Annotated in this window: 16 protein-coding genes; 9 read left to right on the forward strand and 7 right to left on the reverse strand. The window is 56.8% G+C overall.

Translation table 11 applies throughout. From position 1 onward, the window contains the following. Nucleotides 1–12: 12 nt before the first annotated feature. Nucleotides 13–2,499 (reverse strand): heavy metal translocating P-type ATPase, encoded by a 2,487-nt coding sequence (locus SIC19_RS02460; RefSeq protein ID WP_075194538.1) that lies wholly within the window; start codon nt 2,497–2,499, stop codon nt 13–15. A 69-nt stretch (nt 2,500–2,568) separates the two neighbouring features. Beyond that, a complete protein-coding gene (locus SIC19_RS02465; RefSeq protein ID WP_036206275.1) occupies nt 2,569–2,970 on the reverse strand; it encodes a MerR family transcriptional regulator in 402 nt (133 codons plus the stop codon). Between the two features lie 165 nt (nt 2,971–3,135). Between SIC19_RS02465 and SIC19_RS02470 the strand changes: the two genes are divergently transcribed. Further along, nucleotides 3,136–3,357 (forward strand): hypothetical protein, encoded by a 222-nt coding sequence (locus SIC19_RS02470; protein ID WP_036206272.1) that lies wholly within the window; start codon nt 3,136–3,138, stop codon nt 3,355–3,357. Further along, nucleotides 3,357–4,916 (forward strand): multicopper oxidase family protein, encoded by a 1,560-nt coding sequence (locus SIC19_RS02475; RefSeq protein ID WP_075194537.1) that lies wholly within the window; start codon nt 3,357–3,359, stop codon nt 4,914–4,916. Before SIC19_RS02470 ends, SIC19_RS02475 begins: the two co-directional genes overlap by 1 nt. A 34-nt stretch (nt 4,917–4,950) precedes the next feature. On the opposite strand, the gene SIC19_RS02480 is transcribed toward SIC19_RS02475, so the two are convergent. Then, nucleotides 4,951–5,577, reverse strand: coding sequence for a hypothetical protein (locus SIC19_RS02480; protein ID WP_218618563.1), 627 nt, complete (start codon nt 5,575–5,577; stop codon nt 4,951–4,953). A gap of 3 nt (nt 5,578–5,580) precedes the next feature. Here SIC19_RS02480 and SIC19_RS02485 point away from each other — a divergent pair, with 3 nt between their 5' ends. The 5 genes from SIC19_RS02485 to SIC19_RS02505 all read left to right on the forward strand — a co-directional run bounded on the left by SIC19_RS02485 (nt 5,581) and on the right by SIC19_RS02505 (nt 8,316). Continuing rightward, entirely contained in the window at nt 5,581–5,958 is a 378-nt protein-coding gene (locus SIC19_RS02485; protein WP_127400859.1) for a hypothetical protein, read from the forward strand. 110 nt (nt 5,959–6,068) lie between these two features. Continuing rightward, nucleotides 6,069–6,434 (forward strand): hypothetical protein, encoded by a 366-nt coding sequence (locus SIC19_RS02490; RefSeq protein ID WP_127400858.1) that lies wholly within the window; start codon nt 6,069–6,071, stop codon nt 6,432–6,434. Between the two features lie 83 nt (nt 6,435–6,517). Then, nucleotides 6,518–7,030: a DUF411 domain-containing protein gene (locus SIC19_RS02495; RefSeq protein ID WP_083637137.1), complete on the forward strand. Its 513-nt coding sequence runs from the start codon at nt 6,518–6,520 to the stop codon at nt 7,028–7,030. A gap of 10 nt (nt 7,031–7,040) precedes the next feature. Continuing rightward, nucleotides 7,041–7,895, forward strand: a complete 855-nt coding sequence (locus SIC19_RS02500; protein ID WP_075194533.1) for a WD40/YVTN/BNR-like repeat-containing protein — start codon at nt 7,041–7,043, stop codon at nt 7,893–7,895. Then, nucleotides 7,888–8,316 carry a c-type cytochrome gene (locus SIC19_RS02505; protein WP_075194532.1) on the forward strand — a complete coding sequence of 143 codons (429 nt, stop codon included), beginning with the start codon at nt 7,888–7,890 and terminating at the stop codon, nt 8,314–8,316. Before SIC19_RS02500 ends, SIC19_RS02505 begins: the two co-directional genes overlap by 8 nt. Before the next feature lie 64 nt (nt 8,317–8,380). On the opposite strand, the gene SIC19_RS02510 is transcribed toward SIC19_RS02505, so the two are convergent. Together SIC19_RS02510 and SIC19_RS02515 are read right to left on the reverse strand one after the other, a co-directional pair. Next, nucleotides 8,381–10,093, reverse strand: a complete 1,713-nt coding sequence (locus SIC19_RS02510; RefSeq protein WP_371915650.1) for a SulP family inorganic anion transporter — start codon at nt 10,091–10,093, stop codon at nt 8,381–8,383. A 75-nt stretch (nt 10,094–10,168) separates the two neighbouring features. After that, a complete protein-coding gene (locus SIC19_RS02515; protein ID WP_075194530.1) occupies nt 10,169–11,035 on the reverse strand; it encodes an MBL fold metallo-hydrolase in 867 nt (288 codons plus the stop codon). Between the two features lie 294 nt (nt 11,036–11,329). Here SIC19_RS02515 and SIC19_RS02520 point away from each other — a divergent pair, with 294 nt between their 5' ends. Both SIC19_RS02520 and SIC19_RS02525 read left to right on the forward strand, forming a co-directional pair. Further along, the gene (locus SIC19_RS02520; protein ID WP_323808209.1) at nt 11,330–11,686 is read left to right on the forward strand and encodes a YeeE/YedE family protein; all 357 of its coding nucleotides are present in this window, start codon (nt 11,330–11,332) and stop codon (nt 11,684–11,686) included. Continuing rightward, nucleotides 11,683–12,084 (forward strand): DUF6691 family protein, encoded by a 402-nt coding sequence (locus tag SIC19_RS02525; protein WP_062372443.1) that lies wholly within the window; start codon nt 11,683–11,685, stop codon nt 12,082–12,084. The genes SIC19_RS02520 and SIC19_RS02525 overlap by 4 nt, the downstream gene beginning before the upstream one ends. A gap of 104 nt (nt 12,085–12,188) precedes the next feature. Here SIC19_RS02525 and SIC19_RS02530 read toward each other — a convergent pair whose 3' ends face one another. Beyond that, nucleotides 12,189–13,553 carry an NADH-quinone oxidoreductase subunit N gene (locus SIC19_RS02530; protein ID WP_036206245.1) on the reverse strand — a complete coding sequence of 455 codons (1,365 nt, stop codon included), beginning with the start codon at nt 13,551–13,553 and terminating at the stop codon, nt 12,189–12,191. Next, nucleotides 13,553–15,022: a complex I subunit 4 family protein gene (locus SIC19_RS02535; RefSeq protein WP_127400857.1), complete on the reverse strand. Its 1,470-nt coding sequence runs from the start codon at nt 15,020–15,022 to the stop codon at nt 13,553–13,555. The genes SIC19_RS02530 and SIC19_RS02535 overlap by 1 nt, the downstream gene beginning before the upstream one ends. Between the last annotated feature and the right edge of the window lie 3 nt (nt 15,023–15,025).

The raw sequence follows: 15,025 nt of genomic DNA on the forward strand, positions 1-15,025 counted from the left end.
GTGCCAGGCCTCTTAGGAGACGCTGGCCTGTGCGGCTCCGCTTTCGCTGATATTGCTCGCCGCGGAGCCTCCGCTATTGGATTTGAACCGGCCCAGCCGGAGGGAATTGGTCACCACAAATACACTGGAAAGGCTCATAGCACCCGCAGCCAGCATGGGGTTGAGCAGGTAACCGGTAAACGGGAACAGAACACCTGCGGCTACGGGGATCAGTGCCAGATTGTATCCGTAGGCCCAGACAAAATTGCCGAGGATCGTTTTGCGGGTGCGCCGGGAGAGCGCTGCAGCATCCACGATGCCCCGGAGGTCGCCGCGCATCAGAACCACGTCGCCGGCCTCGATGGCAATGTCGGTACCGGTGCCGATGGCGATACCCACATCGGCTTGCGCCAGGGCCGGTGCGTCATTGATACCGTCACCCACAAAAGCAACCCGGGCACCTTCCTCTTGCAGGCGCTTCACTTCGGCCGCTTTCTGGTCCGGCAATACCTCCGCAAGTACCCGTTCGATGCCGGCTTGCCGCGCAATCGCCTCGGCGGTGGCGCGATTGTCACCGGTGAGCATGGCCACGCTGAGCCCTGATGACTTGAGCGCAGCAATCGCTTCCACCGAGCCGTTCTTGAGCGGATCGGCCACGGCAATCAGCGCGGCGAGGCGTCCGTCGACGGCAACATACAGCGGGGATTTGGCTTTTTCAGCAAGTGACACCGCATCGTCGGCGACGCTGGCCAGGTCGATACCGAGGCGGCGCATATAACGGTCCGCGCCCACATTGATCCGGCGTCCGGCCACCTGTGCCTGGATGCCGTAGCCCGGCTCCGCCTGGAATTCACTGATCGCGGGTAACGTGAGGCCCCGATCCCTTGCGCCCTTGACGATGGCTTCCCCGATGGGATGTTCACTTTCGGTCTCTACAGCCGCAACCCAGGCCAGGACCTCATCCTCGCGGCCTTCCACCAGTATGAAATCTGTCAGCTCAGGCTGGCCCCGAGTCAGGGTGCCGGTTTTATCGAGGACGATGGTGTCCATCCGAGACAGTGTCTCCAGGGCCGCGCCTTTGCGGAACAGCACGCCCATTTCGGCGCCCTTACCGGTTCCGACCATAATAGCTGTTGGCGTGGCCAGGCCCATCGCGCAGGGACAAGCAATCAGCAGCACACTGACCGTTGTCACGAAGGCAAAAGACAGTGCCGGGGCAGGCCCGAAGCTGAACCAGGTGATGAACGTCAGAATCGCGAGCACAATCACAATGGGAACGAAAATTCCCGCTATCTTGTCGGCCAGCGCCTGAATCGGGGGTTTATCAGCCTGAGCCGATTCCACCATTCTGATGATCTGTGCCAGAACGGTGTCCGCACCCACCCGGGTCGCCCGGAACGTCAGGGAACCGTTCTTGTTAATGGTTCCACCCACCAGCTCGGCGTCTTTCTGCTTGGCCACGGGAACGGGCTCGCCGCTGATCATGGACTCGTCCACGTAGGATTGGCCTTCTTCCACCACGCCATCAACAGGAACCCGTTCTCCCGGGCGCACCTGGATACGGTCACCAGGTACTACGGCTTCGATGGGCACTTCGACGACGTCCCCGTCCCGAATGACACGGGCGGTCTTCGCCTGCAGTTGCAGAAGTTTTTTGATTGCCTCCGACGTCCGGCCTTTGGCGACGTGCTCGAAGTAGCGTCCCAGCAGAATGAGCGTCACGATCACCGCCGCCGCCTCAAAATAGCTCTGAGCCGTGCCTGCAGGAAAGAAACCCGGAACGAATAATGCCGCCACCGAGTAGAAATACGCGGCACTGGTTCCGATCATGACCAGGCTGTTCATGCCGGGGCTGGCATGACGCAGTTCAACGTAACCGGAGCGGAAAAATCTAGCCCCAGCGTAAAACATTACGGGCGTGGTCAGCAGCCATTCCACGGCCATCCAACCGCGATGGGGCAGGAGGCTTGCATATAGAGCCTCCAGAGCAGGAATTATCTTGCCCATGGCAATCAGAACTACCGGGATAGTCAGAGCTGCAGCGAAGAGCACTTTCCGGCGGAGGTCGATGCCCTCCCTGTCCTGCTCTTCCGTTTCGCTACTGGCGTCCGGCTCCTGAGGCTCATATCCCGCATCGCGGATCGCCTGATGAATTTGCGGCACTGACAGGGTGTCAGACAGGAACTCCACAAACGCTTTCCGGGTAGTCAGATTGACACTGGCCTTAACCATGCCGGGTTGCTTGTTCAATGACTGCTCAATCCGGGATACGCAGGAGCCGCAGCTCATGCCGACGACCGGAATCTCAGCCGACTGTAGCCGTGGCTGGTAACCCGCCTCCTTAATCGAGTCGATTAGCATGGCCGGCGTGGTAGGCTGGTCAAATTCCACGGTGGCTTTTCCGGTCGCCAGATTCACCTGGGCTTCCGCAACGCCGGGCTCACCCATGAGCGCCTTTTCAATCCGCCCGACGCACGAAGCGCAAGACATTCCATCAACACGAATCTCTATTCGTTGCATACCCGTTTGGCTCCTCGGCACAGCTAACTCCGTGCCTTTAATCAGTTCATTCGCAGGCAACTGGCAGCGTCACCCTCGCTGGGCTATGGCTTCGACAATCGGGCAGCCGTCCATGGGTCCTTCACCGGAGCATTCCTCCAGGGTTTCCGACAGGACGGCCTCAATGCGGGACAGGCTCTGAATCTGATGCCGGATTTTTTCCAGTTGCTTCTTTGCAATTCGCTTGGCCTCGGCGCGGTCGCCATTGGCGTCCTGAAGCATCAGGAGTTCGCGAATCTCATCAAGGGTGAAACCCCATTGCTTGGCGTGGATGATGAATTGCAGCCTGGCGATCGCATCCTCGGGGTAACGACGATAATTCGATTGGGTTCGGGCAGGCTCTGGCATGAGATTTTCCCGCTCGTAAAAGCGAATGGCATGGCTGGCCACGCCGCTTTTTTCAGAGAGTTCGCCGATATTGAACGTTTTCATTCCTGCACCTCAAAACGAGTGGTCAATGACTTATCCTAACCATAACCTTAAAGTAAACTTTAAGGTCAAGGTATTTTTCATGCATTGTCAGATCGGGGGCGATGCACCAAACTGGGCCAAGGCCCCGCTTTAAATCAAGTGGGGCAAAAAGACGGAGACACTGTAATGAAGGTTTTTGAAAGGCTGGTTACGCTGATGATAGGACTTTTCCTGCCCCTTTTCGCATTCGCTGATGGGCCCGGGCGCATGGGAGAAGGCATGATGGGTGGCAACATGATGCAGGGCATGGGCGGTATGGGGCTATTCATGATGATGATAATGATTCTTCTGGTTGTGCTATTGATACTGGCGATTCTGGCACTGATCAAATACCTGAGGAACAAGTGATGAGCAGGGAAAAAAGTGTCCATAGGCGCACGGTCCTTCGGGCTGCGGCGGGCACCGGCGTCCTTCTCACGTTGTCGCCGGGACTTCTGCTTACCGGGTGTGATGGAGGGGTAAAAGCGGTTGAATCGGAAACGCTCGGCCTTGATTCCGATGAATACGATGTTGAACTGAATCTTCACGCCATGCCCGATTCGGTGCCCATTCTTCCGGGCGCCCCCAGTGAAGTGTGGCGCTATAGGGCGGAATTGCTGAAAGGCCCGCAAAACACAGTCACCGAAAACCCGGACAGTTACCTCGGCCCAACGATCCGGCTGCGCCACGGCCAGACCGTCAAAATCCATATTCACAATGAGCTGCCAGAGGACACCACCGTCCACTGGCACGGGCTTCATGTGCCTTCCGACGTAGACGGACAACCAAGACTTCCGATCCGCCCAGGCGAGACAATGACTGTAGGCTTTGAGGTACTGGACCGGGCCGGACTGTTCTGGTACCACTCCCATGCCCATGGCAAGCAGGGCGGTCGCGTGGGATTTCAGAGTTACGCGGGCCTGGCCGGGCTCCTGATCGTTGAAGATGAAGAGGAAGCGGGCCTCAAATTGCCGTCGGGCGATAACGAGCTGTTACTGGTGCTTCAGGACCGCACCTTTGCTGGTAACAATGAACTGGTTTACATGGGCGGTGGCATGGGGTCCATGATGGATCGTATGCACGGTTTTATCGGGGATAGAGTGCTGGCTAACGGGGCACCTCCAACCACCCGTAAGGTTGCCACCCGCCCATACAGAATTCGGGTTCTCAATGGGTCCAACGCCCGCATCTACAAACTGGCCTGGAGCGACGGGCGACCTGTCACCGTTATCGGTGCAGACGGCGGCCTTCTTCAGGAACCGGAAGACAGGCCTTACGCCGTGCTGGCTCCGGCTCAGCGGCTTGATATCTGGGTCGACCTTTCCGAGTTCCAGCCGGGTGATGCGCTGGAGCTTATCAGTGACCGTTTCCGGGCAGGCATGATGGGCGGAATGGGAATGATGGGCAGCAACGCCCTGCCCCTCGGCAGCCGATTCCCCCTGGCCAGGCTGGAGGTGGCCGAGTCAGTAGAGGCCAGCGAACCTTTACCGGCACAGCTAGGTGTGCAGCGGCAAAAAATACCGGTAAACCGCAATACGCGAATCCGGTCGTTCGAGTTAAGCCCGGTGATGATGCGGGGATTTGCCATAAATGGCCGGCGGTTTGACGGAACGAATGTCGCGGATGACGAAAAAGTCCGCCTTGGTGACACGGAAATCTGGGAATTCCACAACAGCACACCGATGCCTCACCCGATGCATATTCATGGCTTGCAGTTCAACGTTGTAGGGCGACGAGGCGGCAACTCGGACAGTCTACAGCAGGGCCTGGTAGACAGTGGCTGGCACGACACGGTTCTGGTCATGCCCCGTGAAACGGTTCAGGTGGCGATGAAATTCGAGCGCTTTGACGGCCTTTACATCTACCACTGTCATAACATGGAACATGAAGATGCAGGAATGATGCGCTATTTTCAGGTGCAAGGCTAAACGCCACGACATCCCTCTTAGCGCACACTCATTGTCAGAATGCTTTCGTCGAGCGTGAAGCATCCGAGACCCTGGACTGAGAAGCCACCGACTGGACATCACCAGCCTCGCCCGCCTGTTCAACTGCGGTCACCGAGCCTTTCTTGTCCTTGGATTTGTTCATGCACAACCCCAGGCCACACATGATCAGACATGGCAGGAGGAAGATCAATATAGGCGCGACCCCGAGCAGCACAAGCGTATCCCAGCCAAAAACCAGTCCGGCGGTGACACCAATGGCACCTAACACCCACCAGCGCCGTGGCCCTGTCAGCAATCCCATAAGCCCTCGTGAGCCGGTATCCTGGTTCGTCTTGCCCTTTTCGTCACAGTTCGATTTGTTACAGCAACTCATTGTAATTCCTCCCATTTTCCAGAACCGATCTCTGTCACTTAGGTTCACCGCTGTAGCGGCGAACAGCCTTGCAACCAGCGATTTCAAAAATAACGTTGAAGTAAAGTTTAAGGTCAAGCGTTTTGTAAAAAAACGGATAGGCCTTACTACGCGACTTTGAATTTCCAGAAAGTAATGGCATTGGCATAAAAAACTGCTAGGATCTGGTGAACGATGTGGCGAAGATTGTGTCACAGCGTTCAAGATCGATAACTTGGTGCCCGACATTAAATGACCATAACGACACGCCAGATTTTCTCGTTGTTGCTATCACTCATAATGGTGACAAGCACTCCGGCGTTGGCTGTTTCTGAAATGGCCGACGGTCAGATGGATGCGTCCATGATGAACTGCGGTTCCATGATGGCCGATGTGACCGGAACCAACGGATCTGCTTCTGATGACGTGGCCAGTTGTTTCACAGGTTCAGATATGGCCTGTGCGGCCGCCAGCGGGCTGAACAGCTGTGGCGTCAGTATCGGTCTTTTGCCAACAGGCCTTAGCGGCCTGATCGATACCGGCTCCCAGCCGGTATTCAGTGCCCGTGAGGGCAGCTACCAATCCCCTTACCTGGCCTTTATCACCCCCCCTCCAGAACCCCGCTCCTGAGTCTTAACCCGAATTTTTGCCCATTGCGGCAATGTCATTAATGTTAATTCTTACAAGTAAGCCTCGTGTTCACCGCTATTCGTCACGAGTCTTTAACTGGAGCAAATCAAATGCGCAATTCAAATATCAAGCTTTCGATTACAGCCGCCATTTTCGCCGGCAGTGTCGCGTTCTTCTCTGTTTTCGCCCACGCCGAAGGTAAAGTTGACAGCATAATGAACTCTGATTCCGGCGACAGCGGAATGATGTCCTCGAAAGATATGAAGGGAATGGATGGCATGAAGGGAATGAAGGGAATGAAGGGCATGGAAGGCATGGAAGGCATGGAAGGCATGGAAGGCATGGAAGGCATGATGTCCAACATGTCTGAAGAAGAACGCAAAGCCATGAAAAACATGAAAAAGGCCTGTATGAAGATGATGCAGAGCCATGGCAGCGATCACATGGACCGTGGCGAGAAGGATAAGGACGCTTAAGCCAACCAACACCCATTGCCCGGGGCAGCCAAGGCGACCCCGGGCCTTGCGCTGCCTGCTACCGAATCAAACCGAGGATTACCATGAAGATGAAAAAATCCGCCCTGTATACGGGTGTCGCCGCCATCGTTCTCGTTGCCGGCGCAACCACGCTGGCAATGCTGGCCGATGAGTCTGCCGAGCCGTCAGCCGCAGTCGCGTCCACTGCAGAGGCTGGCACAGACATCACCGTCTACAAGAGCCCCAATTGCAGTTGCTGTCAGTCCTGGGCTGAGCATCTTGCGGCCAATGGCTTTGACACCAACATTGTTGAAACCGACAACCTTAGTGAGGTCAAACAAAAGTATGGGGTGCCCCGTGAAATGGCGTCCTGCCACACCGCGTTGATCGGTGATGTGGTGATCGAGGGGCATGTACCGGCGGATGATATTGTCGCCTACCTTGAAAAACCACAGTTCAATACCGTAGGACTTTCTGTGCCCGGGATGGTCCAGGGCAGTCCCGGTATGGAAACTGGCCGCAAGCAGGACTACAAGGTCATAGCCTTCAGTGCCAACGGACAGCAGAGTGTGTTCCGCGAATATACGGATTACTGAGGTTAGCGCCATGAATGCGTTCATTTATCGCCTGAAGTCCGCGCTCTCGTGTTTTGTCCTGGTCGCTCTGGCTGCTGTCATACCGGCACTGGCTCAAGCCCAGCCTGAGCTTGGTGGCCAGCCAGTGAAGGCATTGACGAGCAACTCATCAGGCGCCCTTCTCGTACTGCGGGATAGCGGCCTGTTCGCCATTGATGGCCACGCTGCCACCGAGATTCCCCTGCCGCCATCTGATTCGGGTGCTCAGCCCACGTCTCTGGCAAAGGGAGCGGACGGCACCACCTACCTCGCCGGTCCGGGCCTGGGCGTATGGCGTTACAACAGCGCCAATGAAAGCTGGCAATCCCTCAACAACACATTGCCAGATCTCGAAGTTACTGCCATTGCGGCTCACGCCACCCAGCCGGAAACCGTTTACGCCTACCTTGGCGAGAAGGGTATGTTCCGGTCCAGGGACGGCGGCGCCGAATGGGCCAAAGTCGATGCGGGTCCGCAAGAGCCGGTGCAGGCATTCCTGCACTCGGACATGCCCGGCAGCATGGAGAGTGGCTGGCTTTTCGCCGGCACGACGCGCGGCGTTGCCCGCTCCATGGACTGTTTCTGCTTCTGGGGCGATGCGGGAGATCTGCGAGGTACCGTGTCTGCCATCAGCTATGATCCCGCCGCTCCGGAAAACGTCTATGCAGTCGTCGAGGGACAACTCCATCACAGTACTGATGGCGGCGAAACCTGGGCAAGCGTCAAGACACCCGGAACCGTGACGGCGCTGACTTTCTCACCAGCTCATGGTTTCTTAACAGCCGTTGGGGGCGGCAACCTGTTTGCCTATGACGACGGCGGCGAATGGACGCCGGTGTATGAATAAGTGGATCGGCTTGCTGATTCTGCTCGTTGTGCCGACCGTTGCGATTGCTTCCGGCCAACCGGCGAGTACCGACCCTGCGCCCGCGAATGTGGCGCAGGGTCAACAAATTTATCAACAATACTGCGCCGCCTGCCATGGGCAGCAGGCTGAGGGCGCTGCCAACTGGAAAAAGCCGGATGAGAAGGGCGAAATGCCGGCACCGCCTCACGATGAAACCGGCCATACCTGGCGCCACAGCGACGCCATGCTGTTCAAGATGATCGCGAAGGGCTGGCGGCACCCCTTCAACAAAACCGATCGGCTGACCATGCCAGCGTTCGAAGACGCTCTCACTGAACAGGAAATTCAGTCAGTCATTGAGTACCTGAAAACGCTCTGGACCGATGAACAAAGAACGTACCAGGCGACAGAGAGCCAATAGCAGGAAAACTGGCCTCCATGCGTTAACAAGAGGCTCCTTCGTTCTGCACCATTTTGAACTTGCTTCAGGATAGACAGAGTGTTTTCCAGGCGTCATACGTGCTCAGGAAAACCTGCCCCGTGAGTTCCTCACAGAAATGAGTCCGCCGCAGACCGTCCATCACAGGGCCTTTCACCTCACACATGTGCAGGCGTATATCCATAGCCTTGAGCCGGCCATTTATTGCCTCCAGGCTCTCAAGTGCTGAAGCGTCAATGGCATTTACCGCCTGACAAGCCAGAACCAGATTCTTCATCTTCGGTTGTTGAGACGTCAGCGCCATGACGGTCTCTTCCAGATAGCGTGCGTTGGCGAAATAAAGACTTTCATCAACTCGCAGGACGACGGATTTCTCATCCGTTTCAACCGTGTGGCGCTCTACGTTTCTGAAATGCTCGGTACCCGGCACCCGGCCAACAATTGCACTGTGTGGACGACTGGTGCGATACAGATAAATCCCTATCGATAGACCCACACCGACCAGGATTCCGGCTTCGACGCCCTGAATCAGCGTAAGCACAATGGTTGCCAGCATCGCGGCGAAGTCCGCTTTTGAGTAATGAAAGGTGCGGCCAATGGCTTTTACGTCAATCAGAGTGCTCACTGCGATCATGATTGTGGCGGCCAGTGTCGCCTTTGGAAGAAAGGCGAGTATGCCGGTGAGTGAGAGCGTGGCAAGTGCAATCCCGACTGCGGTAAACATACCCGCAAGTGGCGTCCGGGCTCCGGCTTCAAAATTCACAACAGAGCGCGAAAAACCACCTGAGACCGGAGAGCCCCCGCTTACGCCTGAACCTATGTTCGCCAACCCCATCGCTATTAATTCAGAATTGGGGTCAATCCTCTGGCGCCTTTTAGCTGCAAGGGTCTGGGCAACGGACACTGATTCTACAAATCCAACCAAGCTGATCAGAACGGCTGCGGGGACCAGAGCTGCCCATATGCCGGGGTCCATGGAAGGTAAACGGATCTCCGGAAGCCCGCCTGGAACTTGCCCCACCAGATTGACTCCGGCACTCCCCAAGTTAAAGTGCCAGGCCGCTGCTGTTGTCACAATAACCGCTGACACGGGGGCGGCTTTCGCAACGATATCTGCCCCCCGGGGCGCCAGACCGAGCCCGACCAGTGCATTTTTCAGATATTGGCGACACAGAAACAGGTACAGGAGAGTGCCGGCTCCAATAGCAAACGTGATCAGGTTGAAAGAGCCAAACTGGCTGATCAGGTTTGCGCCCATTTCGATCAAATTGTGACCACCACCCTGTATACCGAGAATATGGCCAAGCTGACTGCCCGCAATAAGAATTCCGGAAGCGGTGACAAACCCAGAGATCACGGGGTGGCTCAGAAAATTTGCGATAAAACCAAGCCGCAAGACGCCCATGGCGAACAGAATCAGCCCCGACAGCGTAGCCAGTACAAGAGCGGCACCAACGTATTCGGGCGATCCTGTAACAGCAACGCCTCCTAACGCAGAGGCTGTCATCAGTGACGCCACTGCGACAGGACCAACAGCCAGCGTCGCACTGGTGCCGAATAAAGCGTAGACCACCAGCGGGATCATACTTGCATACAACCCAACTTCAGGCGGAAGCCCTGCCAACAGGGCGTAGGCCAGGGCCTGAGGAACAAGCATGAGTGTGACGATAACCGCCGCAAGGCCATCGCTTAGCAATGTATCTCCACGATAACCTTTCAGCCAATCAACAATTGGCAAATACGCCGCGATTCGCTTCACCGTCAACCTTCCACGGTCGTCAGAGTCTTCGCTCTAGTGGTTTCTCCAAACATTTGCGCCCTTCCAGACCTTTGTTTAAAACCGGTTTAGCGGAATTTTCAGGTACACCTGTCCGTTATCCTCGGAGGGGGGAAGGTGCCCCGCCCTCATGTTGACCTGAACGGCCGGTAGTATCAGTCGGGGCATTCCGAGCTTGGCGTCACGCTCTGAGCGAAAAACAACAAACTCGTCTTCACTGATATCGTTGCCCACATGGATGTTGCTGGAACGTTGCTCGGCGACGGTCGTCTCATGAATAAACTCATCGCGCCCCGCCGCTTTGTAGTCATGGCATAGGAAAACGCGGGTTTCTCCGGGAAGCGCCAGGACTTTCTGAATGGAGTGGTAAAGGGTATGGGCGTCGCCCCCTGGAAAATCGCAACGGGCGGTCCCGGCATCCGGCGCAAAGAGTGTGTCGCCGACGAAGGCTGCATCTCCGATGACGTACGTCAGGCAAGCCGGAGTATGTCCCGGCGTGTGAAGAACGCTCGCCTCAAGATTTCCGATCATGAACGTGTCGCCCTCCTTGAACAGACGGTCGAACTGGCTGCCATCCCGAGCGAAATCTGTTCCGGCATTGAAAGCTTTGCCAAACACCTCCTGAACGACAGCGATCTTTTCACCAATGCCTGTTTTTCCGCCGAGACGCTCATGGAGGTAGGGTGCAGCAGAGAGGTGGTCAGCGTGCACGTGGGTTTCCAAAACCCATTCCACACTCAGGTCATTGCTTTGAACGTACTCAATAATCTTGTCAGCGGAACGGACATCGGTCCGGCCCGCGGCATAGTCGAAATCCAGCACAGAATCGATGATCGCGCAGACCGAGCTATCAGGATCCTGAACGATGTAGCTGAATGTGTTTGTAGGCTCGTCAAAGAAATGCGTGACCAGCGGATGTTGCATGGCGTCACCCTCGTCGCAAAGAGAATTGATCAGATTTCAACGTATCAGGTTTTATGTTATAACGATAGCGTTAACAGCTATATTAAATAACTGAGATTATAGGTTGCAACAATCTCGTGGTATGTCTCCGTTAGGTGGAGACGACACACTGTCCACCGGGCAAATCGTGGCATTTGAAGAGGTATAGAAATGGACTGGAGCTCTTTTACTCAAGGTGCCTTCGGAGGTCTTTTAATAGGCTTGTCCGCAGTGATGCTTATGGTCACGTTGGGACGTATTGCAGGCATCAGTGGGATGGTATCAGGTCTGATCTTTGATCGGTTTACTGCGGAGTCTGCCTGGCGACTGGCGTTTGTGCTGGGCCTTGTCAGCGGGCCTCTGTTGTTGGTTGTCCTGAATGGCTCGCTTGGAAACGTGGCGGGCAATCCTGAGGCCGTGGTCGGCAACCCCATCGGTGGCGTGCCGCTGATGGTCTTGGCTGGCTTACTGGTGGGCGTGGGGTCTGGTATCGGCAACGGTTGCACCAGCGGACATGGTGTTTGTGGTATCGCCAGGCTATCCCCGAGATCCATACTGGCAACGTTGGTTTTCCTTTTAACGGGTGTTGTAACCGTTTACGTCGTCAGACTCATGACAGGACACTCTTTATGAAACTGATTTTTGGTTACCTGGCTGGTTTGTTGTTTGGCCTGGGTCTGGCTATTGGCGGTATGACTGACCCCCATCGTGTTCAGGGCTTTCTCGACGTCTTCGGTAACTGGGACCCAACGCTCATATTTGTGATGGGCGGAGCCGTGGTAACAACGTTTGTCGGCTACCAATTGGTGTTCCGTCGCCAGGGCCCTCTGTTCGCGGAAACGTTTATCGTGCCCACACGTCGTGATATTGATACCCGTTTATTGATTGGTGCGGCTGTGTTTGGGATAGGCTGGGGTCTATCAGGTTATTGTCCGGGCCCGGCCTTTGCGTCAATAAGTGGTATAACCTGGCCTCTCGTGGCGTTGTTGCTGTCGATGGTCGCTGGTTGGTGGCTGGCTCGCCGGGTCTGAGGTAGCGCAGCATAGTTTGTCTGCTGGGGTAAGATGGCGATTTCTTGACCACGTCAGCGTTCGGCGGCTTTCTCGCATGGATGCCGAACACAACACTAGGCACATCATACGATGTCGCGAACAATCATAAACTGGGCACCCAGTCCGATGATGAATGTGGCTGCAACCGTCGCAAACACCACGAATCCCAGCCATGCATCAAGCTCAACGGATGCAGAATCCCCTCCCCTGTACATCGGCACAACAATGCGCAGATACACTGCCAGCGACAGTGCACTATTGATGATCGCCACCACCGCCAGCCATGTGAACTGGACGTCAATGGCTGCCGCAAACAGAAGGAACTTGCCGACGAAACCTGCCAGTGGCGGAATGCCCACCAATGACAGCAGGAAGACTACCATTGCGATGGCAATCAAAGGCCGCGACCGGCCCAGCCCGCTAAAATCGTTCAGAGTGCGCCCGGCTATGGCGGCAACCGCGAAAGCGCCCAGGTTCATAGCCGCATAGGCGGCGGCGAACAGAATGATCGATGGTAAGGCCAGCTCACTGGAGCCCACCGCGAGGATGCCCAGCAGGAAATAGCCGGACTGGGCAATCGACGAATAGGCCAGCAGCCGGATGACGTTATCCTGCACCAGTGCCGCAAGATAGCCATAGGTCATGCTCAGCACGGCCAGCCCCGCCATGACCGCAGCCCAGCCGGTTTCCGGTGGCAGGTGACGAACCACCTGAGTGAGCGCAAACAGGGCGCCAATCTTGGGCACGACGGATAGGTAGGCGGCAATCGACAGTGGCGCGCCCTCGTAGGCGTCGGGTGCCCAGAAGTGGAACGGAACCAGTGATGCCTTGTAGCCCAGGCCCACTACCACAGCCACGAACCCGAGAATAACGGCCAGCGGCATGGTATCCATGGACGGCAGATCGGCGATCAGCGTAGAGCCGGAGGCACCGAACCAGTAGCTCAAACCGAAAATCATGATGGCAGTGGTGACGGAAGCGAACACAAAGAATTTCATCGCCGCTTCGGTCGCCGGGTCCGTATCCGGGTAGGCAACCAGGGCGAAGGTGGCCAGGCCAGTCAGCAACGCACCCAGCACCAGAAACATGGTGTCCCCTGCCCCCGCCAGTACCAGGGCACCCAGCGTTGAAAAAATCAGCAGACTGTAAACCGTACCCTCGCGGGCGCTGCCCCGGACATCCACCCGCGCCAACAGCATCGAGAGCACCGTAGCTGGTAGCAGGATAAGCTTGGCCCAGATGCTTAACGTATCGATGCGGAAACTGCCGCCAAATACCGTTGTGTCTGTGCCGAGCAGGCGCAGGGTCAGCCCGGTGCCAACGACCAGGCCGATGACGGCAATGATCAGCGAAATCCGGGGCTGTCGCAGCATTTCCGCAATCAGGGCACCAACAGCCGTCAGCAGAACGGCAATTTCTGGAATGATTAATGCGAGATCTCGACCCATTACAGCACCAGTGCCGAAGTAGTCCGGTGAATGACGTCCAACACCCAGGACGGCGCCACGCCGGTAGCGACGGTCAGCGCCAGCAAGGGCGCAACCGCGAGAATTTCCCTTGGGCTCAAGTCCGGCATTCTATTCCAGCGATCCCGGGGTTCACCCAGAAAGATTTCGCGCAGGGCCTTGAGAAAGGTCCCGGCGATAATGGCAATCCCCAGAATCACCACAACCGCGACAGGAGTGGTGCCCAGAGTCGCGAGGAATATCTGGAACTCCGCCGGGAAGTGCGCGAGGCCTGGAAGCCCCAGAGACGCAAAAGCCGCCAGCACAAAGAACCAGCCAAGCAGTGGAACCGTTTTGAGCAGGCCGCCAAACTCGTTCATTTCCCGGGTATGGGCGCGCTCCTGAATCATGCCTACCAGCAGGAACAGGGCCCCCGTGACCAGGCCGTGGCTGAACATCTGCAGCACGGCTCCATCCAGCGCGACGGCACGCACCGACGGGTCCAGAGTCAGTGCGGCAACGGCGACGCCGACAATGACGTAGCCCATGTGGTTGATTGAGGTATAGGCCACCAGGCGCTTGAGATCAGTTTGTGCCAGGGCGGCAAAGGCACCGTAGATTGCGCTGACGACACCGAAAAACAAAACAACGATGCCGGCATCGCGGAGGGCGTCAGGGGTCATTTGCAGGGCGAACCGCACCAGCCCGTATGTGCCGAACTTCAGCATGATACCCGCCAGGATGACGCTACCAACGGTCGGTGCCTGAACGTGGGCCGCAGGCAACCAGGTATGCAACGGTATCGCAGGAATCTTGACCGCGAAGGTAATCAGCATGGCGATCAACGCCCACATGGCCGCCGCCCCCTCCAGAGGAGGATTGGCAATCCACGCCCGCATATCGAAGGTGGGGTCGGGACTGCCGAGGTAAAGCCCCAGAATTGCGAGCAACAGTGGCAGGCTGCCCAGCAGGGTGTAGATAAAGAACATCAGGGCGGCCCGCTGCCGGTCTTCATGTCCCCATCCGGCAATCATGAAATACATCGACACCAGGGAAACTTCGAAGAAGACGTAGAACAGAATGCCGTCCAGGGCGGTAAAGGTACCGATTGCCGCGGTTTCCAGAAGCAGGATCAGAGCTACGTAGGCACGCGGACGGTCGCGAAGCGACGACGCATAGATCAGAGAAACCAGGAAAAGCACGGCACTCAGCAGCACCAGCGGCAGGCTGATGCCATCAACCCCGACCCGGTAGGCGGCGCCAATGGCCGGCATCCATACCAGCTCTTCGACCTGGGAAAAGCCGTCACCACTCACGCCCTGAAGCCACATGGCCAGAGCGCCGACCAGGGTCAGGGCGGCACTGGCGATCGCTATGCTGTGCACCGTCCGTGCCGTCGGCTTCGGCAAACACAGAATCAGCACAGCGCCGACGAGTGGCAAAAACAGGGTCAGGGATACAAGTGGTAACATGAG

The sequence above is a fragment of the Marinobacter sp. MIT930201 genome, from assembly GCF_047122665.1.
Lineage (GTDB): Bacteria > Pseudomonadota > Gammaproteobacteria > Pseudomonadales > Oleiphilaceae > Marinobacter > Marinobacter salarius.